Origin of the sequence: Rhodococcus sp. H-CA8f, assembly GCF_002501585.1 — a bacterium.
Classification (GTDB): Bacteria; Actinomycetota; Actinomycetes; order Mycobacteriales; family Mycobacteriaceae; genus Rhodococcus_F; species Rhodococcus_F erythropolis.
On record NZ_CP023720.1, the window covers coordinates 5,025,227 to 5,044,697 of the forward strand.

The 19,471-nt window shown below is 61.2% G+C and carries 19 protein-coding genes and 1 pseudogene; 11 read left to right on the plus strand and 9 right to left on the minus strand.

Features of this window, described 5'->3' with window-relative positions:
- Positions 1-15: 15 nt before the first annotated feature.
- Positions 16-1,182: a MinD/ParA family protein gene (locus CPI83_RS23440; RefSeq protein WP_092765029.1), complete on the minus strand. Its 1,167-nt coding sequence runs from the start codon at positions 1,180-1,182 to the stop codon at positions 16-18.
- Positions 1,183-1,567: 385 nt separating this feature from the next.
- A complete protein-coding gene (locus tag CPI83_RS30765) occupies positions 1,568-1,738 on the minus strand; it encodes a hypothetical protein (RefSeq protein ID WP_155277946.1) in 171 nt (56 codons plus the stop codon).
- A gap of 387 nt (positions 1,739-2,125) precedes the next feature.
- On the opposite strand from CPI83_RS30765, the gene CPI83_RS23450 reads away from it, so the two are divergent.
- The 4 genes from CPI83_RS23450 to CPI83_RS23465 all read left to right on the plus strand — a co-directional run bounded on the left by CPI83_RS23450 (position 2,126) and on the right by CPI83_RS23465 (position 5,931).
- The gene (locus CPI83_RS23450) at positions 2,126-2,656 is read left to right on the plus strand and encodes a hypothetical protein (RefSeq protein ID WP_097387775.1); all 531 of its coding nucleotides are present in this window, start codon (positions 2,126-2,128) and stop codon (positions 2,654-2,656) included.
- A 108-nt stretch (positions 2,657-2,764) separates the two neighbouring features.
- Positions 2,765-4,195: a PepSY domain-containing protein gene (locus CPI83_RS23455; RefSeq protein ID WP_097387776.1), complete on the plus strand. Its 1,431-nt coding sequence runs from the start codon at positions 2,765-2,767 to the stop codon at positions 4,193-4,195.
- 25 nt (positions 4,196-4,220) lie between these two features.
- Positions 4,221-4,721, plus strand: a complete 501-nt coding sequence (locus CPI83_RS23460; protein ID WP_097387777.1) for a copper chaperone PCu(A)C — start codon at positions 4,221-4,223, stop codon at positions 4,719-4,721.
- Positions 4,714-5,931: a Dyp-type peroxidase gene (locus CPI83_RS23465; RefSeq protein WP_019747181.1), complete on the plus strand. Its 1,218-nt coding sequence runs from the start codon at positions 4,714-4,716 to the stop codon at positions 5,929-5,931. The genes CPI83_RS23460 and CPI83_RS23465 overlap by 8 nt, the downstream gene beginning before the upstream one ends.
- Positions 5,932-6,011: 80 nt before the next feature.
- Here the strand turns inward: CPI83_RS23465 and CPI83_RS23470 are convergent, their stop codons facing one another.
- Positions 6,012-7,148 carry a GIY-YIG nuclease family protein gene (locus CPI83_RS23470; protein ID WP_020968635.1) on the minus strand — a complete coding sequence of 379 codons (1,137 nt, stop codon included), beginning with the start codon at positions 7,146-7,148 and terminating at the stop codon, positions 6,012-6,014.
- Positions 7,149-7,193: 45 nt separating this feature from the next.
- On the minus strand, positions 7,194-7,781 hold the full coding sequence (locus tag CPI83_RS23475) for a TetR/AcrR family transcriptional regulator (RefSeq protein WP_232816787.1): 588 nt from the start codon (positions 7,779-7,781) through the stop codon (positions 7,194-7,196).
- Between the two features lie 178 nt (positions 7,782-7,959).
- Here CPI83_RS23475 and CPI83_RS23480 point away from each other — a divergent pair, with 178 nt between their 5' ends.
- The 3 genes from CPI83_RS23480 (at position 7,960) to CPI83_RS23490 (ending at position 11,165) form a co-directional block, all read left to right on the plus strand.
- Positions 7,960-9,525, plus strand: a complete 1,566-nt coding sequence (locus CPI83_RS23480; protein WP_097387778.1) for a hypothetical protein — start codon at positions 7,960-7,962, stop codon at positions 9,523-9,525.
- On the plus strand, positions 9,522-10,178 hold the full coding sequence (locus tag CPI83_RS23485; RefSeq protein ID WP_097387779.1) for a DUF305 domain-containing protein: 657 nt from the start codon (positions 9,522-9,524) through the stop codon (positions 10,176-10,178). The genes CPI83_RS23480 and CPI83_RS23485 overlap by 4 nt, the downstream gene beginning before the upstream one ends.
- Before the next feature lie 63 nt (positions 10,179-10,241).
- Entirely contained in the window at positions 10,242-11,165 is a 924-nt protein-coding gene (locus CPI83_RS23490) for a DUF2797 domain-containing protein (protein WP_097387780.1), read from the plus strand.
- A 7-nt stretch (positions 11,166-11,172) separates the two neighbouring features.
- Here CPI83_RS23490 and CPI83_RS23495 read toward each other — a convergent pair whose 3' ends face one another.
- Positions 11,173-11,643 carry a hypothetical protein gene (locus tag CPI83_RS23495; protein WP_020906455.1) on the minus strand — a complete coding sequence of 157 codons (471 nt, stop codon included), beginning with the start codon at positions 11,641-11,643 and terminating at the stop codon, positions 11,173-11,175.
- Between the two features lie 704 nt (positions 11,644-12,347).
- Between CPI83_RS23495 and CPI83_RS31055 the strand changes: the two genes are divergently transcribed.
- The 3 genes and pseudogenes from CPI83_RS31055 to CPI83_RS23510 all read left to right on the plus strand — a co-directional run.
- Positions 12,348-12,716 carry a hypothetical protein gene (locus CPI83_RS31055; protein ID WP_020906454.1) on the plus strand — a complete coding sequence of 123 codons (369 nt, stop codon included), beginning with the start codon at positions 12,348-12,350 and terminating at the stop codon, positions 12,714-12,716.
- Positions 12,717-12,828: 112 nt separating this feature from the next.
- Positions 12,829-13,194: a pyridoxamine 5'-phosphate oxidase family protein gene (locus tag CPI83_RS23505; RefSeq protein WP_269801276.1), complete on the plus strand. Its 366-nt coding sequence runs from the start codon at positions 12,829-12,831 to the stop codon at positions 13,192-13,194.
- 78 nt (positions 13,195-13,272) lie between these two features.
- Positions 13,273-14,007 (plus strand): annotated as a pseudogene (locus tag CPI83_RS23510) (HNH endonuclease family protein); the annotation flags it as partial.
- A gap of 81 nt (positions 14,008-14,088) precedes the next feature.
- On the opposite strand, the gene CPI83_RS31060 reads toward CPI83_RS23510, so the two are convergent.
- From CPI83_RS31060 to CPI83_RS23525, 4 genes are all read right to left on the minus strand, one after another.
- Positions 14,089-14,259 carry a hypothetical protein gene (locus CPI83_RS31060; RefSeq protein WP_020906453.1) on the minus strand — a complete coding sequence of 57 codons (171 nt, stop codon included), beginning with the start codon at positions 14,257-14,259 and terminating at the stop codon, positions 14,089-14,091.
- Positions 14,260-14,613: 354 nt separating this feature from the next.
- Positions 14,614-14,982 (minus strand): hypothetical protein, encoded by a 369-nt coding sequence (locus CPI83_RS23515; RefSeq protein WP_232816789.1) that lies wholly within the window; start codon positions 14,980-14,982, stop codon positions 14,614-14,616.
- 288 nt (positions 14,983-15,270) lie between these two features.
- Positions 15,271-16,389 (minus strand): Ig-like domain-containing protein, encoded by a 1,119-nt coding sequence (locus CPI83_RS23520; RefSeq protein ID WP_020906452.1) that lies wholly within the window; start codon positions 16,387-16,389, stop codon positions 15,271-15,273.
- A 55-nt stretch (positions 16,390-16,444) separates the two neighbouring features.
- Entirely contained in the window at positions 16,445-17,659 is a 1,215-nt protein-coding gene (locus CPI83_RS23525) for an Ig-like domain-containing protein (RefSeq protein WP_097387782.1), read from the minus strand.
- Between the two features lie 297 nt (positions 17,660-17,956).
- On the opposite strand from CPI83_RS23525, the gene CPI83_RS23530 reads away from it, so the two are divergent.
- The gene (locus tag CPI83_RS23530) at positions 17,957-19,456 is read left to right on the plus strand and encodes a SulP family inorganic anion transporter (RefSeq protein WP_198586315.1); all 1,500 of its coding nucleotides are present in this window, start codon (positions 17,957-17,959) and stop codon (positions 19,454-19,456) included.
- Positions 19,457-19,471 lie beyond the last annotated feature (15 nt).

Sequence of the window (19,471 nt, forward strand, 5' to 3'; positions counted from 1 at the left end):
CGGGGGCGAGCACGTTCAGCGAGAAGCGTGCTTGCCCACCGAGTCCGGGAAACCATCGGCAATCGCTGCGACGAGTTCCAGATATGCCCGTGCAGTGCGCTTGTTCAACAATTTCAAGTCGATCGGACCGCCCTCACCGAGGTGATCGTCATAGGGCAACGTCTTGACCGCTCGCACTCCACGCTGAGCGAAAACGTCCTCGAGTTGGTCGAGGTCGAGCGAAGACGAACCCGGCCGCGTCGCATTGATCGCCACGACCGACCTGCTCACCAGATCTGCGTATCCGTGCTTGGTCAGCCAACTGAGCGTTGCTGCAGCACTACGGGCACCGTCCTGCGCCGTCGGGCTGACGACTACCAAAGCGTCTGCTTCGTCGAGAATTCCGTACATGGCCGAGTGCATGATTCCGGTGCCACAGTCGGTGATGACGATGTTGTAATGCACCTCGAGAATTCGCAGAGTATCGAGGTAGTCCTGCTCGTTGAAAGACTCCGAAGTTTCCGGATCTGCCTCACTCGCAAGGATTTCGAGTCGACTGTCGCCTTGCGAGGTGTAGTAGCGAACATCGCTGTACGTACGAATGTCACCGTCGGCCAACAGATCACGAACGGTCAGGTGATGTTCACGTCGTTCACGATCAGCCAGAGTCCCCAGGTCGGGATTGGCGTCGATGGCTACGATTCGATCGCCACGGATCGACGCGAACGTCGAACCGACGGTCTTTGCCGCCGTGGTTTTTCCCACACCACCCTTGAGTGAGATGAAAGCAATCTTGTACACGCCGCGCACTGTTCGGTTGGCACGGCGCACCAGAGCTTGATGTTCGAGTTCGGCGGCCGACTGCCCGGTGTTGATCCGACCCCCGGTGAGTTTGAACAACACACTGCCCAAACCGCGTTCGGGTGGACGCTTCGCCCGCTTGATGATGTCCAGATCGTCGACAGAGGTCATAGCCCTGGGCGTCGAGGTCCGAAAATCGGTCGGCTCTTCACGACGTTGCTGGCGCATCCGCTGACTGGGCAACGGTTTTGCCGCAGGTTCGTCGAATTGCGGCGTGAAGGTGACGGTTCGAATCGACGTTGCGTAACCGTCGTCGGACGCGTCGAAAAGGCCGTCGCCCTGAGTCGTTCCGGAGTTGTTCCCCAAGACTCCGCCATTCGAACCGTTGTTATCGCTGCGCACCGTTTTCCTAGGTCGAGTTCGGAATCATTTCGGACATAGCCTCTCGGACGCTATCACTCTGGCGGGCTTGCCGTTCTCTGCTCAATACCGTCACGGCACAACAGACCGTTACACCCGCACTTCGATGACTTTGGTCCCCACGCCTGTGCCGGTCTCAGCAAATACGAACGTCGTAACGATATGCGGCACAGATATCTTCATCTGCCGCTGAAAACAGCCTTCCGCAATGTCAGGGCAAATCCCTTGGTAACAAACGAAAAAAGGGAGGGTGATCACCTGGGTGATCACCCTCCCTTCATGGACAAGTGTTCAGCTGCTGCAGAATTCCGCACTCTCGAACGAAGTGCCCCCAACCCTACGGATCACTCGTACCATTCGACCGTCATCACGGGCAGAGCTCACTCTTCACGTATGCAGCACTCGGCTTGACGGTGCCGTCCGACCTCACTGCGCCGAAATACGACTCTCGATCCGTCGTCGCTCCGTAAGGTGCGTAGTCGTTGAGACGGTAAAAGATGAGCGGCCCCAACCAAGGCTTGGATTGTTTGTCTGCCATCGCTGCCTGATAGATCTCGAGTTGACGTGCTTCGCTGACGCTGTCCGGAGTCCCACTTGTAGGCGCCCCGAACTCGGTAATCCAAATCTTTTTTGCAGAATCTCCGTGGCAGTCATGATTCCGCGAAGGCTCGGCCGAACGATCCCGCCGCCCGCGAACGACTCGACACTCATCTGAGACCACGAGTTCCAGTCATGTTCATCTGTAGGCAGCGCCGGATACGAGTACGGATGATGACCGACAGCGTTGAACGATGACCGTGCACCATTCGTATACAGGGATTGCAAGAATGTGAGTGGCGCGACCTGACTGCCGTCGACGGCGTCAAACCGACTCGGCCGGGCTCGACTACTAGTCCTCGTAGTAGCTGCCTGTATCCTTTCGCGTATGACGCCGGGTCCGAAAGATGTCGCGCAGCTGCGCGGCGCTTTCGTGGGCGGTACCTCCGGCGCGGTTTCCGTCGCAGCCCACGCGCTCGGTGGCGGCGGCATGGCCCCGTCCGAGAGCGCGGTGGTGTTGTTGATCCTCGCGTGCGCGAGCGTCGGCGCGGTGGTCACGTCCATCGACACTCGCCGATCCCCTGCCCTCTTGCTCGCCCTTATGCTCGCTGCGGGTCAGGCCATCGGTCACGCGACATTGACCATCGCTTCGGATCATCAACACGGCCTGCTCCTGTCGCTTCCGATGCTCGCAGCGCACATCGCTGCCGTCGGAGTGTGCGCAGTTCTGATCCGCGGCGCAGAACGCGGGTACGTCGTGGCGGCATCGACGGTGGCGGCAATCGTCGCCGTCCTATTGCGCCCGTGGGCACCTGAACCCTCGCCGTTCACTGCGCGCACTCGATACCGCGCCAAAGTTGTTCTGCGTCAACTTCTCACCTCAGGCCTGGGCACTCGCGGCCCACCGACATTCGTGTAACTCACCTTCCCTTTCCTCTCACGCACGTGAATACGTGCGCCACTTTGCTGTGCGCCTTTATTAACCGCCCGCGGTTAATAAAGGCGCACGGCGGGATCGAGTACACGCATGTCCGCACCCGAATTGGAGCGCGCACAGACACGCGCTTCCAACGACAGCTCTCCCCCGAAGAAGCAGGTCGGCGGCGCCAGACCGCTGATTCTGCGCCTGCACTTCTATGCCGGAATCCTCATCGGGCCGTTCATCCTCATCGCCGCGCTGAGCGGTGGTCTCTACGCGATGGCGCCCACCATCGAGAAATTCGTCTACAGCGACTACCTCCAGACCGACACCACCGGACAAATCGCGTCGCTGAACGACCAGATCCGTTCCGCCCAGCAGTACCGCCCTGACCTGACCGTCTCGGCAGTACGTCCGTCCCCTGCGGCCGGAGAAACCACGCGGGTCCTGTTCACCGATCCGTCGTTGGGCGAATCGGAGAGGCTCGCAGTCTTCGTCGATCCAGTGCTTGCACAGCCGGTCGGCGAGCTGGCGGTATACGGAAGCAGTGGTTCGTTGCCACTGCGCACCTGGATCTCTCAGCTGCATCGCCACCTTCATCTCGGTGAACCTGGCCGCCTCTACAGCGAATTGGCCGCGTCGTGGATGTGGGTGGTCGCACTCGGTGGCGTCTACCTGTGGTTCCGTCGATACCGCACCGCTCGGAACGCTCGTCTACTTACGATCGACCGAGCGTCCACCGGACGAAGCCGGACCCTGAACTGGCACGGTGTCGTCGGCATCTGGATAGCAGTTGCGTTGGTGTTTCTCTCGGCGACCGGACTCACGTGGTCGACGTACGCCGGAGAGAACGTCAGCAATCTGAGAACCGCATTGAGTTGGACGACACCCTCGGTCGTGAAAACTCTCGGCGACGCTCCACCACCCGCAACGGGCGGGCACGAGGGTCACGACATGGCTCCCGCCGCCGCCGGCACGCTGACAGACACCAACGTCGGACGTGTCGACACCGTCCTCGGTATCGCCAGGTACAACGGGATCACCGGTCCGGTCGAAGTATCGATACCCGCGAACGCCGAGACGGCGTTCACCGTCGCCCAGACGCGTCAGCCGTGGGTTTACAGCAACAACACCATCGCAATCGACGGAGCGACGCAGAAGGTCACCGACGAGTTGTGGTTCTCGGATTGGCCACTCGCAGCCAAACTTTCGGCTTGGGGAATCCAGCTCCACATGGGCCTGCTGTTCGGCCTTGCCAACCAGATCGCACTCACCGCACTGGCACTCGCGTTGGTCAGCGTGGTCATTCGTGGCTACATCATGTGGTGGCGCCGACGCCCCACCCGCGGCTCCGACTGGGCTGTCGGCCGGGCCCCTGCCCGCGGCGGGATTCGCAACCTCTCCCCGCTCGGCATTGTTGCGCTCGTTGCGGTAACCGCACTGGTGGGCTGGTTCGTTCCGCTACTCGGCATCAGTCTTCTCGCATTCCTGCTGATCGACGTTTGCATTGCGGCGTTCAAACGCCGCGCCACCACCTGACACCTCACGAATCACGGAGACACACATGACTGTTCGAACAAAGATATTCGCAACTGTTGCACTGACCGCAGCTCTCGCCTTGACCGGCTGTTCTTCGAACTCCGACAAGGAAACCGAAGCCGCACAATCCATCACAGTTCAGGATCAATGGGTCAAGGCAGCACCCGAGGGAATGAGTGCGGCGTTCGCCGAACTCGTCAACTCCAGCGACAAGGACGTACGGGTGGTCTCGGCAACCAGTCCCGCGTCATCGCGACTGGAACTGCACGAGGTCGTGACCGGGGACGGCGGCACGATGACGATGCGCCCCAAGGACGGTGGGTTCCTGGTCCCTGCCAACGGGTCCGCCAGCCTCACCCCGGGCGGTGACCACCTGATGTTCATGGACCTGTCCGCGCCGCTGCTCCCAGGCGCAGAAACCGACCTCACATTGATCTACGACGACGGTTCCAGCGCCACGTTCACAGCCCAGATTCGCGACTTCTCCGGTAATCAGGAGAACTACGACCCGAATCACGGTGGCTGAGAACACGAACCCGCCCAGCCGAGCACTCAGCCGGCGGCGCCTTCTCGGAGGAGGCGCCGCCGCGCTCGGCGTCGCGGGAATAACTTGGGGCGCAACCACAGTGGTCGAGCGCAGCGAACACGAGCAGCAAGCAGGCAAGCTGGTGGAACCGTTCTACGGCGTCCACCAGGCTGGGATCGCCACCACTCCGCAAGCGCACGGCACGTTCATCGGGTTCGACCTCTTGCCTGGAGCCGATCGAGCTGTGGTCGTCGGGATCATGAAGATGTGGTCCGAGGATGCGTCACGGCTGACCGCCGGTAACCCGGCGTTGGCGGATACCGAACGGGAACTGGCCGTGGATCCGGCCCGCTTGACGGTGACCGTCGGCTACGGCCCTGGCCTGTTCACCAAGCTGGGATTGCAAGCACGTCAACCGGACTGGTTCGAGCCGTTGCCGAGCTACGAGATCGACCGACTTGACGATCGATGGGGCGGATCGGACCTGTTGCTGCAGATCTGCGGCGACGATCCGGTGACCATTGCTCATGCTGTGCGAGTTCTGACCAAGAACGTCCGATCACTGACGACAATCCGGTGGACACAAAAGGGATTCCGCAACGCTCGCGGCACCACGCCCGAGGGAACCACGATGCGCAATCTCATGGGCCAAGTGGACGGGACGGTCAATCCGGCTCCGGGAACAGTGGATTTCGATTCACTGATCTGGCACGACGGCGCCGGTCAACCGTGGCTGGCGGGCGGAACCTCGTTGGTACTACGACGCATTCGCATGGAAATGGATACCTGGGACGAACTCGATCGCTCGGGGCGTGAACTCACCATGGGGCGCACGTTGTCCAATGGCGCTCCGCTCAACGGAACCAACGAATTCGACGAAGCGGATTTCACACTCACGGACAAGTTCGGCATTCCGGTGATCCCGCCAGGATCACACATCGCGCGAGCCCACCAGACGCATGAGAAGGAGCAGTTCTTCCGTCGGGCATACAACTACGACGACGCACCCGAGGGCGGGCAGACCTCGAACTCGGGATTGATCTTCGCAGCATTCCAACGGGACATCGCCGAGCAATATCTACCGGTCCAACAGCGATTGAGTGACTTCGACGCACTCAACGAGTGGACGACGCCGATCGGTTCTGCGGTGTATCTCATTCCGCCGGGATGCACCGAGAACGACTATGTGGGAAGCGGATTGCTCGGCTGACAACCCCGGGTAACGACATTGTGGGGGCGGGATCCGTTCGGATCCCGCCCCCACAATGTCTTCTACCTGAAGTTGTTGCGTTACTTGGACTTACGAGGTCCCGGCAAAACCGCCCCCGGACGAGCGGTAGTCAACCTCGTGACCCAACCGCTGACGGGCCACTTCTTCAGGCCGACGTTGTGCGGGGTCACCTCGGTTCCGACGTACTTGGTAGCGAGCTCGTCGTCGACGGTTCCGTTGAACCGCCACAGTTGGCTTCCGTCGGCATTGCGAGTGGACACCTCCCATGACTGAGCGCGGAATGCACCACGAATGATGCTGTCGGCAAACACCAGAACGGGGATTCCGATCTCGGCACGAACAGCTGCACCGGCAGACCACTCGGCGCGCGCGAGTTCGTAGATCTCTTCCGGCGTTGCTCCCGGACGAGCGGAGGCCGGCACGTGGAGGACGATGCTCGGCGTCGGGAGTTCCGGCGCGGGATCGGCCGAGTAGCGCAACGCGAGTTCCTCGACGCGGGTCGCACGGGCGTCCTTGTCCGATGTATCGCCCGCGAGGTTGGTCAGGCCCTCGCCCGCGTCGGTGATTCGCAAGGCTTCCACGATGCCGCGGACGACCTCGTCGGTAGTGGCGGCCGAATCCGTGGCGGCAGCGACCGAGCGGAGAAGAACGAAGTGCTCCACCGCCGAACCCGCGTCGTAGATTTCACGGATGCGGGCGATCTTGGCTGCTGTCACAGCAGCATTCGGCTCGGCTGGGCCGTCCGCTCCTTCGAGATTCGCAAGTTCACCGAGCGCTTCGAATACCGGCGCGAACACTTGATTTCCCGTGCCGTGCCCGACATGGAACACCTGATCGTTGCGCGGGTCACGCAGGGCAAAGACGTACTGCCCCAGTCTCTTCCCAACCTTTTCGGTGAACGGCTGCGGAGCCGGCTTCCTGACGACCACCTCGGTGGACAGAGTGCGCATCACGGCCAGACGGAGTGCGTCGGGCACGCTGGTGGAACCGGCAGCACCGGAAAAGATTGCCGCCGAAGCAGCGCTGATCGAGGTGAACGTGCGGCCGACTTGCTTCTCGAGAGATGCAGAGACCGTACCGACCGCAGTCAGTTTTGCATCGAGGGTGCCGTCACCCTCGACAAGGAACTCCTTGATCAACGGAGCAACGAGCAGGGTGGAGCCGATAGCGCGAGGAACTGTCCAGACAATAGCCATGCCACGAGCCTAGGCGATCACCTCGAGACGCGAGGCGAACGCGACTCAGCCCGCCGCTGCCGGCCCGGCCAGTCCCTGCACAAGAAGGTTCCAGGCCGAGTGCGCGACTTCTTTCCGCGAGCTCTCGGCAGTCCGTTCCATGATCGCGGCGAACATGGCGATCGCCAGGATCACGTCTTCAGCAGTCACGGACTCTCGTATCTTCCCAGTTCGACGCGCCTCGTCGAGGCGCCCTTCGAGGAGATCGGTCAAACGGGCGCCGGCCGAATTCAGTCGCGAGTCGCCGAAGGAGACCGGCTTGATGACCTCCACGAACACGATGGAGGTAGTGATCTGGTCGACCAACAAACGAAAAAGATCGTCGAGAGTCGAATCCGGATCAGCCGCCAGATCGTGCAGCTCGACGATGTTCTCGTCGAACACCGCGAGTGCGAGACTTTCACGAGTGGGAAAGTGCCGGTAGAGGCTGCCCTGGCCGACGCCGGCCGTGCGGGCGATCAGGCTGAGCGGAGCAGCAAATCCCTGGGTGGCGAACACCTCGCGAGCTGCTGCAATGAGTGCAGCACGATTGCGCGCCGCATCTCTCGGCCCTCTGTTGAGAGATCCGCTATTGACGCGGCCAGACGATGTCACGCACACTACGATACCAACCGGACAGCATTGTCCGGTTGGTTGCGGCCCGACACCGGTTCACACCCCGACCCGATCGTCGTGAGCGCTCGAACACGCGCCTGCCCTCCGTGCTGCCTGTCCGTGAGATACGTCTGCCCGTGAGATACGAAAGGCAATCCCGCACCGGGAGTTGGACTCGATGAAATCGTTCACGACCATCAGAACCAGATCTGCCATCGCGCTCGTCACCTTGATCACCGTCCTTCCGGTGTGCGTCGCTTCTGCTGAGCCCGCCACTGCCCCGGGCTCGATCCACGAGAACCCGGGTGTCGCTTCCAACGCTGCAAGCCGCGCCGAATGCGGCCCGGGCTCGATGCCCGAGACCGGGTTGCAGGGTGATGTTCCGGCCGAGGACCGAAACAGCGGACGCAGCCGAGACGGGTACAGCTGCAACATGTCTCAGATCGGCCGTTACTCGGGTCGCGGCGGCGGGATCACGTCCACCAACTTCGAACACTGCTCGTACATCGGCAGCTTCTTCCCCGGGAACCTCCTGGGCCCCGCGCAGGGCGTGCAAGTTCTCGACGTGTCGGATCCTGCCAATCCTGCTCTCACCGCCACGCTGACCGAACCTGCGATGCTGGCCGGAACGTGGGAGAGTCTCAAGGTCAACACCGCGCGAAAGCTGCTGGTGGGCACTGGCGTTCCGCTCTTGACCGGCGTCGGCCTGATGTCGGTCTACGACATCTCCGATTGCGCGCACCCGAAGCTGCTCAACCCCGGACCAGGAACCGATCTGGGGATGCTGCTGCCCATCACCAATCACGAGGGTGGATTTTCACCGGACGGGAACACCTACTGGTCTTCCGGCACCGCTCCCGGCGTGGTGAGCGCCGTCGATCTCACCGATCCCGCCAACCCGCGTGTCGTCTGGCAGGACCTCATCGGGTTGTCGACCCACGGCTTCGGAATCACTCCAGACGGAAATCGCATGTACTTGTCGAACAATCTCGGCGGAATACATGTTCTCGACATCAGTGAGGTTCAGCGCCGCGTCCCGAATCCTCGGGTGCGCCAACTGTCCCAGCTCTCGTGGACCGACGGTTGGGCCACCCAACACAGCATTCCGGTCACCTACGACGGTTCGCCGTACCTGTTCACCGTCGACGAAGGTGGTTCCGGCGGAGTGAAATTGATCGACGTCTCCAATGACGACGAACCGGCGGTCGTCAATTCGGTGAAGCTCGAGATCAATCTGCCGGAGAATCAAGATGCTGCGCTGGCGTCTGCTGCCGGGGGATCGCTGTTCGCGTACGAATCTCACTACTGTTCGGCCGATCGCCCGGTCGACCCGACGGCGCTGGCATGCGGATGGATCTCGAGCGGGATTCGGGTCTTCGATGTTCGAGATCCCTTCGACGTCCACGAAATTGCGTACTTCAACCCACCCGCTCGGACCGGCGACAATGTCGAACTCGCCAACTCGCCGCACGCTCTCGCCTCGCTCATCGGGGTACCCATTCTCAGCACGCCGGCAATCGCGCAGTCGATCGCGCAGGGCCAGTTCGACCCCGGCCAAGCGCTGAGTTCGCGATCGGGCATGCTCGCTCTCGGCGACATCTCGACCGATTGGTGCTTCTCCCCACCCGAATGGCGCGGTACCACGTTGTGGGCGACGTGCGCCGACAACGGCTTTGTTGCCATGCAACTCGAAAACGGTATCTACACACCACCCGCTGACCAGAAGACGACCGTGGGATCATGACGGCGCCGCGATCGGTCAAAGCCGTCGCACTCGTGGCTGCGGCACTGATGCTGCTCGTACTCGGCGCAGCATTACGTCCACTGTTCGCACCCGAGAACCACACGCAGACAGCTGTTCTGAGCGAAACCGAAATCGGATTCGTGCATGACATGGCGGCCCACCATCAACAGGCCCTCTTCATTCTCGCGCGTCTGAGTCCCGATGTGGACCCGGCGGTTACGAGACTGGCCCAGCAGATCGACGATGTTCAGAGAACGGAAATCGGTGTCATGCTCGGTTGGCTGAGGTTGGCCGGTGTCCCGCCGAACAGTAGAACGCCGATGGCGTGGATGGAGGCGTCACCGAGCGGCGCTGGCGACTCTCATCATCACCCGGCAACGCCGGAAACAGAGGCCGACTCCATGCCGGGTATGGCTACGACCGAAGAACTCGAGAAACTGAGTAGCGCTCGCGGGTTCGACGCCGAGGTTGTGTTCCTTCAACTGATGGAACGCCACCACCGTGGCGGGATCGCTATGGCGCAGGCCGCCGATGCTCTGCTCGAGCGCGGACCGGTGAAACAGTCGGCCCGCGACATGATCAATTCCCAGAGTCAGGAATCCGGGCTGATGACACTGATGCTCGGACAACGTGGGGCGCAACCACTGCACTGAACCGCATCTGCACTGACTAGCATGGGTGTCGACCTGTGAACTACAGAAGGAATCGACACTTCAATGACCCTGCTCGTTCGCGGAATCGAATGGTCGAACCCGACAGCACCGCGGATCCGATGCGTCGACGACACCACTTCCGCTACGACCTTCTACACTCACGACTCGGTTCTGCGATTCTCCGTCGACGAGAAGAAGGGCCGCCGCTGCCTCGGCTGGCGAGATCTCACCGCAGAAGGTCGAGGACACTCGCCGTGTGACCGCGGGGCCACGGTCGTTACCGGGCGCCAGTGCGATCGGTGCCGAAATCGTGAGGGATTCACCACCGTTCATCAGGCACATGTCAGCGGCGCGCACATTCATCCGAACGTGCGCACCTATCTCACGCAACCACAATGGCTCTACATCGACATCTTCGCCGGCGGTCAGATGAAGGTGGGGACGGCGGCCGAGTTCCGCAAGCATCCGCGAGTCGCCGAACAGGGAGCGGTCTGCGCATTGTTCGTAGCGCGGTCGACGGACGGTTACAACATTCGTTCCCTCGAAGCCCGAGTTTCGGAGCACTTCCACTTGAGCCAGGCCATACGTACGTCTCGGAAGATCGAAGCGCTGACAGGACCCTTGGATCGCGAGAAACTGCGAAAGTCGTTGCACCACTTCGTATCGTCGATCAAAGACGAGCTGAATGACATCGGATCGGACATCGACGGAATCGAGATCCTGGAGGCTCCCGAAGAATGGACGGCGCCGGCGTGCGCCGACGTTGTCTTCGATGCGGCACCGTTGATCGCGTATCCGCACACTTTCGAGTCCGGGGAACATTCCTTGTACTTGGAGGGCCTTGCCGGTTCGATCGCCTCGCTGCGGATCGACCCCGATCCTGAATCGCCACGCTTCGTCGCGGATGTGTCCGGACTGGTCGGTCGAACCATCACCGTCGGCGAGTTCGAGTCCCCTGGCGTGGCGATTCAGGAATCGTTGTTCTGAAAGTAGGTCAGCAACTTCCCGCGGTCGCTGCGGCGAATCCGCGAGTGACCTCAGCCTGCTCGTCGGCAGACAAGCTCGACCATTCGGGATAAGCCTGGATGGAGGTCAGCATGTCGTTTGCCAATGATTCACGCGTCATGCCCATTTCCTCGCCCGACTCGTCAATTGCCGGCTGGTATGCGTCGAGGTACCGGAGAACGTCGGAGCACGCCTGCGCGTAGGTCCGTGGCAGTGCCGAACTCACATTCGGGTCCGACGGGACCTCAGCCGGGACGCTCGAGTCGACCGACGGTGCCTCGGTAGTCGATTCCGACGATGTCGCCGGAGCCTCGGATGACGTCGTCGGTGACGCAGTGGTGGTCGCCGAAACGGAGGAAGTGAGTGTTCCGACCTCGGTCGGCTTGTCTCCGTCAGAACCGCAGGCAACCAGCGCCACCAGCGAGCAGGCACCGATGAACCCGGTGATCGTTTTCTTCATCCTTCAAGGATGCCAGAGGGCGTCTGGCGCTCGAACGGACCGGCATCGTCGACCGGCGAGAATCGTCCGGGCAGCCTGTCGATTCCGAGCGCCTCGTCGGCCCGCCTACAGGATTGGACCATATGCCCCGTCTGCGAACCCATGCTACGGTGACTTAACTGCAAAGTAACTATGGGTGGGATTGTCCGGTCTGCCGCGTTCATCCGGAACGCTCTGATCGGAAATAGTTCGTCTTTAAGGGGCTGGAACGAGTGGGACTTTTTCGTCGACGAGGCTCCCGGGAGGAAGACGACGATCGCGGGCAGAACCTCGATCGCAGCGACCCCGGGTATGCCGCCTGGTTCGCGAACGTCTCCGACGCGGGCGGTCAGCCGGTTCCGTACAAGCGGCCGCTTACCGCGCCGGTGTATCCGCAACTTCAGACGCCGGTGCCGGACTTCGAGACGGATACGAGATGGCCGCTCAGCGCACCCCCCGGGGACGGCTGGCTGCCCGCAGACCGCATCGACGAATTCGAGTCGTCGAATGGCCGCTCATCTGCACCGAACGGAACGAGCCCACAAATCTCACAAGCTGAACAGTTGCCGCCCAGCCCACTCCCGACACCGCAACCAACGATTCCACCTCGAAATGTACCGATGACTTCATCACCGAAGCATCACCTGGAGTCGCCCCGCGCGACTCTGCCCTACCAAGGAGAAGCAATGAGCAACATCGACAAGATCCTCGGCGAACTGATGCGCATCGACGGTGCCAGCGGTGCAGCCGTAGTCGACGCCGACAGCGGGATGGTTCTCGGTATGAGCGGCAACCCGTCATTCAGCCTCGAGTACGCCGGCGCCGGCAACTCCGAGGTTGTGCGAGCAAAGCTCCGCACGATGAGTAACTTGGGGATTACCGACACCCTCGAAGACATTCTGATCACCCTGAGTAACCAGTACCACCTCATTCGCGTCCTCGAGACGCCCGGACTGTCAACGCTGTTCGTGTACCTGGTTTTGGACCGCGCGCGTGCGAACCTGGCACTGGCCCGCCACAAGCTGGGCGAACAGACACCCAAGATCGAAATCTGACGCTTCCACTCCCTTCCCGACAATGCCCGGTCCTCGCCAACGGTGAGGACCGGGCATTGTTCGTTCCGCACCGTCGATTGGTGAACGTCGCGCCGGCACCGATACTGGGACAGTGACTATCGCGGATACTCCTTGCGTGTGGTTGACCACCCTTCGAAGCGACGGCTCGCCGCACACGACCCCGGTCTGGTTCTTACTGCGTCAGAACACATTCTGGATACCGAGCGCCGAGCAGAATCGGAAGGTCCGGAACCTGCTGGACGATCCTCGGGTCTCGTTGGCAGTCGACGGATCCTCTCACGACCCGTGGGTCGCACAGGGGTCCGGGACAATTCATCACAACGTCGGCGAGTTCGGCGATCTCCTGAAACTTTTCGGCGAGAAGTACGACGGCTGGGATGCCGCAGACGAAACTCGTGAAGGTCCGCGAGTTCTCGTGTCGGTTCCGGTGACGCGATGGCTACTTCGACCGGACTGACAGACAGTGCCGGTTCAGCCCGAAATGTCGTGAATGACATACTTGTAGTTCATCTCTCGCAGAAATGGACTCTCACACATGGCACGCACGGCACATCACAGGCGCGGCATCACCGGCGTCACCATCGGCATTGCTGCCGTGATCGTGCTGGGAGGTTGCGCCAATTCCAACGCCGACGCACCCGAAACATCTTCTCTCGGTTCGGGAATCGGATCCGGCGTCACGACGACGGTTACGGCCGGAACTTCGGCTCCCTCGTCCGCCGCAATTGAACTGCTGGCACAGATCCCCATCAAGGGACGCGCACCCAAGACCGGATACGACCGTGCACTGTTCGGTACCGCCTGGACCGACGACGTCACCGTCGAGTTCGGCCACAACGGCTGCGATACCCGAAACGACATCCTGCGGCGTGACCTCACCGACCTGACATTCAAAGACGGCTCCAAAAGCTGCTCGGTCCAAACCGGTACGCTCCGTGACCCGTACACGAACAAGACCATCGCCTTCACCCGCGGCCAGGACACGTCTTCTGCAGTCCAGATCGACCATGTTGTCGCACTCTCAGACGCCTGGCAGAAGGGCGCGCAGCAGCTCGACACGCAAACGCGAACCAATCTCGCCAACGACCCTCGAAACCTACGCGCTGTCGACGGGCCCACCAACCAGAAGAAGTCGGATTCCGACGCGGCGTCGTGGCTGCCGCCCAACAAGGCATACCGCTGCCAGTACGTGACTGCTCAAGTGGAAGTGAAAGCGGCATACGGTTTGTGGGTTACCCAAGCCGAACACGACACCATCGCAGACATTCTCGCGACCTGCTGAACTCTTGCGGTGATCAGCGACATTTGATCAGAGGACTCTGATCAGCGACATTTGATCAGAGGACTCTGATCAGCGACCTTTGATCAGATACCGCACAATCGCCATCCCGAGCGCGAGGCCCAACACGGTGGCCAGCGCTGCAACCAGACCGTGGCCGGTCAGTGCGACGAACACACCGGTTATGACTGCGACGACGGCAATGATCCCCGCGTCCACTCTGCTTTGACCACGTTCAGGCATGGCACTCTCTCGTGCTGTCAGGTCCGTCCGCTCCCCTCGTAGCGGACGGACCCAGCGGCAATCTGTCGAAATGCGCGAACTCTGGTGGCCTCACCGGGCTGACTTTGCGGGCGGTCCTGCGAGGCCGGCACGTCCCCCGGAGCCAACTCACATCGGTTCACGAAGTCCGTACCTTCGCAGAATATACCGATTGGTAGGTAATTACTGAGGGCTAAAGTCCCTGGTCATGGACTCGTGCGACGAGTGGTCGAAAACTCGAGACGAACGAGCGCATCCGCGAGCCGAGCGTTCAATCGAGATGGCAGAGGGCCGTGGTCACCTCCAGAGGTCCATCTCGACATAGAGCGGAGACGTCTAGGACCCGAAAAGCGATCCGAGATCCAACGATCCGACTGACGACACTCTCTTCCAATCAGCGCAATACGCGGTGGTGAAGCGAGAATCCGTCAAGAGAATGGTGACTGTCGCCGGTTCGAGGGTGCTTTCGAACTCGAGGACATTCAATTCACCGTCGCCGTCGACTTTTGCCCGACCGTATATGCACGGCATATCAGCTGATACGGGTCCAGACGTCGTGTAGGTTCCCGGCAACACCTCCCACGGCACGTCGAACAGCCCATGACCGGGAATCGTTCCCGGCGCTGCTGAGGCCGTAGACGTCCCGATCATTGCCACACCGACAGCTACTGCTGCAGCGGACGCGAGCAAACTAACCTTGCGCATTTTCCCTACCTTGTTCATACCTGAACCGCAGCGGCGAGTTCGAAGGCTTGTTGATGTAAGAACCCGCGGTTCGCGCAGTTCTTCAACTAACGGTAGTAAAAGGGCACGAGTTTTGGTGAGCTACCTTTTGTGGTTCTGGCCCGATTTCCGTGACGGAGACTCCCATTGAGAAAAATAGGGAACGCCGGCGTTGCGGCTCTCGGCATGATTCGAACCTGTCATTCCAGTATTCGATCACACAACCGTATTCGAGCCGAAACGTCGACGCTCCCCTGCCGTTTGGGTGACTCAGCCTCCAAGTGAGCCCGTCGGCAGCTTCGAGAAGATGTCCCCGAGGCTTCCGGTTCCACCAGGAGTTTCCGGTTCCGTCGGATCCACCGGCTCGACGACGATGACGCCGGGCACGGTGACGGTCACGGTCTTGTCCGCAGATTCCGAAGAACTGAACTTCTTGGTACCCAAGAACTTTGCGGTGATGCGATGCTCGCCCTGGTCGCGGAACGGCCAGACCAGTTCTGCATGGCCATTGGAATCGACTGTGGCGCTACCGATCTTCGTATCGCCGTCGAAGAACTCGACCGTGCCCTCACCCGGGTTCGGGTCGATACTCGCCGCAATCTTGACGTCTTCGCCCGTCAGTGCCTCCAGTGCGACAGCGACCGTCGTCTCGGTCTGGTTGGTCGCGAATACCTCGGTAGTCGAGAGGGCGCTGCGTCCCTCGCCCGAAGCAACACAATACCCAGCGGCATTGACCCACCGGGACTCACCGAAACTCATGCTCGTGTCTTTGATCTTGATACTCGGGCTCGTCGCCCCGGCGCGCAGGTGCGTCGTCGCGTTTCCCTCGTCGGACCGAGCTTCGAGTTTCAATTCGACTGCCGGCAAACGAAAGTCCGTGTTGGCCTTGACTTGCAGCCCTTCCTTGGGCTTGTTGTCGCTGGCGCTCGGACCGTCGTTGACTGTCTTGTTGCCGGTGCCGGTAATTCGCAGGTACTCACCCGCCGGGTTCGCGTTTCCGTCTGCGCCCACCCGGAGCAGCACCGCAGTCTCGCCGGTCAAGTTGGACGACGAATCACCGACGAGGGAGTACGACACCAGGGTTGCCCCTTGCGGTAGTGCGATGTCGTACTTGATACGACCGGTGTCCGAGTCCGAACTACGCATGGTGCCCGGATGCAGTTTCACTGTGAACTGTTCGCCGGGACGCACGGACGTGGGCGCCGTGACCTCCAGGTTGTCGGAGAACGACGAATCCCAATCGGTGGCGCCGTCGACCCGGCACTTGTGTTCGAAGGAAACTGTTCGCGTCACGGTATCGGAAGCCGCTGCTACCGGAGCGGACACAGCGAGGAGTCCGGCCGCGACAGCTGGTACGACTGCGCAAACAGCCAGAGAACGGGAGTTCATATGTTGCCTTTCAAAAAGACTCGGTCATCGAGTGTTCGGTGAAGTAGGACCGTGATCACTTGCCACCGAGCGAACCTGTGGGCAGCTGCGGCAGAACGGACTCGAGGCTGCCGAGACCACCCGGAGTGCCCGGATCGGTCGGGTCGGGATCGACCGGGCCTGTTGAATCACCGGTCACCGTGAGCATGTGTGCCGCCGACGTGTACTTCGCCTCGTCGCCGGTAGCTGTGAAGACTGCGGTCACGGACTTGGTACCCGCCTTACCGAAGGTCAGATCCAGGCGGGCAATACCGCGAACCACCGGCCGCGGGTCACCGACGGGCTTGCCGTCGACCATGAACTGTACTGTTCCCGTTGCGTTTTCCGGATCGACGTGAGAAGCAAAAGACACCTTGGTACCGGTAGCGGCCGTCGTCGGTCCTTCGAGCGTCGTCACGATGTCTGCTCCAGGCTCGGGATCAACAGGTCCGAGGTCTCCGTCGATTTTCGTGGATGCCAATGCGCCGGCACCGGCGTTGAGGGGACCCGTCTCACCGTCGCGAGGAGAACAGGATGTGGGCGCCCAGATGGTTCCCGCGAGCCAGTGACTTACCTGAGGGAGGAAGGTCAAAAACGACTCCGGCCCGCCGAAAGTACCTGCAGCACCCGAAGTCCGGACATTGGTTTCGACTGCGCCGGACGGCCCGGCCTTTACGGTGATTCTGATCTTCGGAAAGACGATGTTGGTCTCGGCTCCGGACTGAGCGTTGATCGCAAGCCCGCCGTGCGCACCCGACGACGATGACGGACTGTTGCCGATCGCTTCGTTTGCGCCGGACAACCGGAGTATCGGACCGTCCGCTGCGGGAGTGCCGTCTTCGTTGACACGAATCACCGAAGCAGGTTTCCCGGCAACAACATTGCCCGGATCGGTGACCGTCGCCGAGACGAACTCCGCGTTGGTCGGAATCGGCAGATCGATCTTCAGACGCGAGATCTTCTTGACACTGGCGCCGCTCACATCGTTCGGGATCTGGACGCTACCCGGATCCACGTCGATGTCGAAGACTTGACCTGGCGCCACGACCGAAGGAGCCGAAACTCGCACCGTAGCAGGCTTTCCGTCTGACGAAGGACCGGAAAACGCACTCGGAACTGCGCGGCACGTGACCTGAAACGTTGTCGACGTGGTTACTGCAACGGGCGCCGCGGTCGCCGGAATCACGGCCACAGCGGTTCCACCGGCAAGGAGGCCGGTAAGGAGCGCAGCATTCAGTAGGCGTTTTGACATGATGTCCTCTCGGAACAACCTGATTGACGTTTGCCGCCGAACTGTAACGGAGCCAGCGCCCGAGTTGACCCGTTTTCAATAAACAAAAACCACACAGTAGGTAAATACTTGGCAAGGGTTACTGGTCGTCACATCTGACCGTCACCGCGAGCCTTGCCCCTCTCGATCAATCTCGCGATTCGAGATTGACTGCGGGGAAACATAATTCGACAGAAATCCGCGCCGTAGTGAGAACTCTGTTCATACTCTACCCTTACGGGAGGGTAGAGTATGAGAACCTCGTCAGGACGGAATCTCATGGCAGTAACCATCGCTTCATCCACCAACGACAATTCGGTACGGGCCGCGCTCCGGTCACCTCGCCGTCTCAAAACGGAAGTTTTGGCCGGACTGGTCGTGGCGTTGGCACTGATTCCCGAGGCGATCTCGTTCTCGATCATCGCCGGCGTCGATCCGCGGGTAGGACTGTTCGCGTCGTTCACGATGGCAGTGACCATCGCCGTCGTCGGCGGACGACCCGCAATGATCTCCGCAGCTACCGGCGCCGTCGCACTGGTCGTCGCTCCACTGACGCGCGAGTACGGAATCGACTACCTGATTGCGACAGTCCTTCTGGCCGGCTTGCTCCAGCTCGTGTTGAGCCTCCTCGGCGTCGCCAAGCTGATGCGCTTCATCCCGCGCAGCGTCATGGTGGGATTCGTCAATGCACTGGCCATCTTGATCTTCATTGCCCAACTCCCCCACCTGATCGATGTTCCGTGGCTGGTCTACCCACTTCTGGCCGTCGCCCTCCTGATACTCGTATTCCTGCCGAAACTGACCAGCGCGGTCCCGGCTCCACTGGTGGCGATCGTGCTACTGACCACCGCCACAGTCGTTTTCGCGTTCAACGTCCCCAATGTCGGCGACGAGGGCGAGCTTCCGTCGAGCCTGCCGACGCTACTGTTCCCCGACGTCCCTCTGGACATGCACACACTGTCGATCATTGCTCCGTATGCATTGGCCATGGCGCTCGTCGGCCTCCTCGAATCGTTGATGACGGCCAAGCTCGTCGACGACGTCACGGATACTCACTCGAACAAGACCCGAGAAGGGTGGGGCCAAGGCGTCGCGAACATCGTCACCGGCTTCTTCGGAGGCATGGGAGGTTGCGCGATGATCGGCCAGACCATGATCAACGTCAAGGTCTCCGGCGCTCGCACTCGAATCTCGACCTTCCTGGCGGGCGTGTTCTTGCTGATACTCGTGGTCGGCCTCGGCGATGTCGTGGCGTTGATTCCCATGGCCGCATTGGTAGCCGTCATGATCATGGTCTCGGTCGGCACTTTCGACTGGCACAGCGTCAATCCGAAGACCCTGCGCCGCATGCCGATCGGCGAGACAGTGGTCATGCTGGTCACCGTGGCGGTCACCGTCGCGACCCACAATCTTGCCTACGGCGTGATCGTCGGAGTGATCACCGCGATGGTCATCTTCGCCCGCCGCGTCGCGCATCTCACCGAAGTAATCGACGTCGCGCATCCGGACGAGGACACCCGTGTCTATGCGGTTCGAGGCGAGCTGTTCTTCGCATCCAGCAACGATCTGATCTACCAGTTCGACTATGTCGACGACCCGACGAACATTGTCATCGATCTGTCCGAGTCTCATGTCTGGGACGCGTCGACCGTGGCGACACTGGACGCGATCACCACCAAGTACGCGGCCAGAGGCAAGAATGTCGAGATCGTGGGGCTCGACGACGCATCGGCCGAGCGCCATCTGCGCCTGTCCGGACGCCTGGGTGACGGTCACTGAGAGTATGGAAGCCCA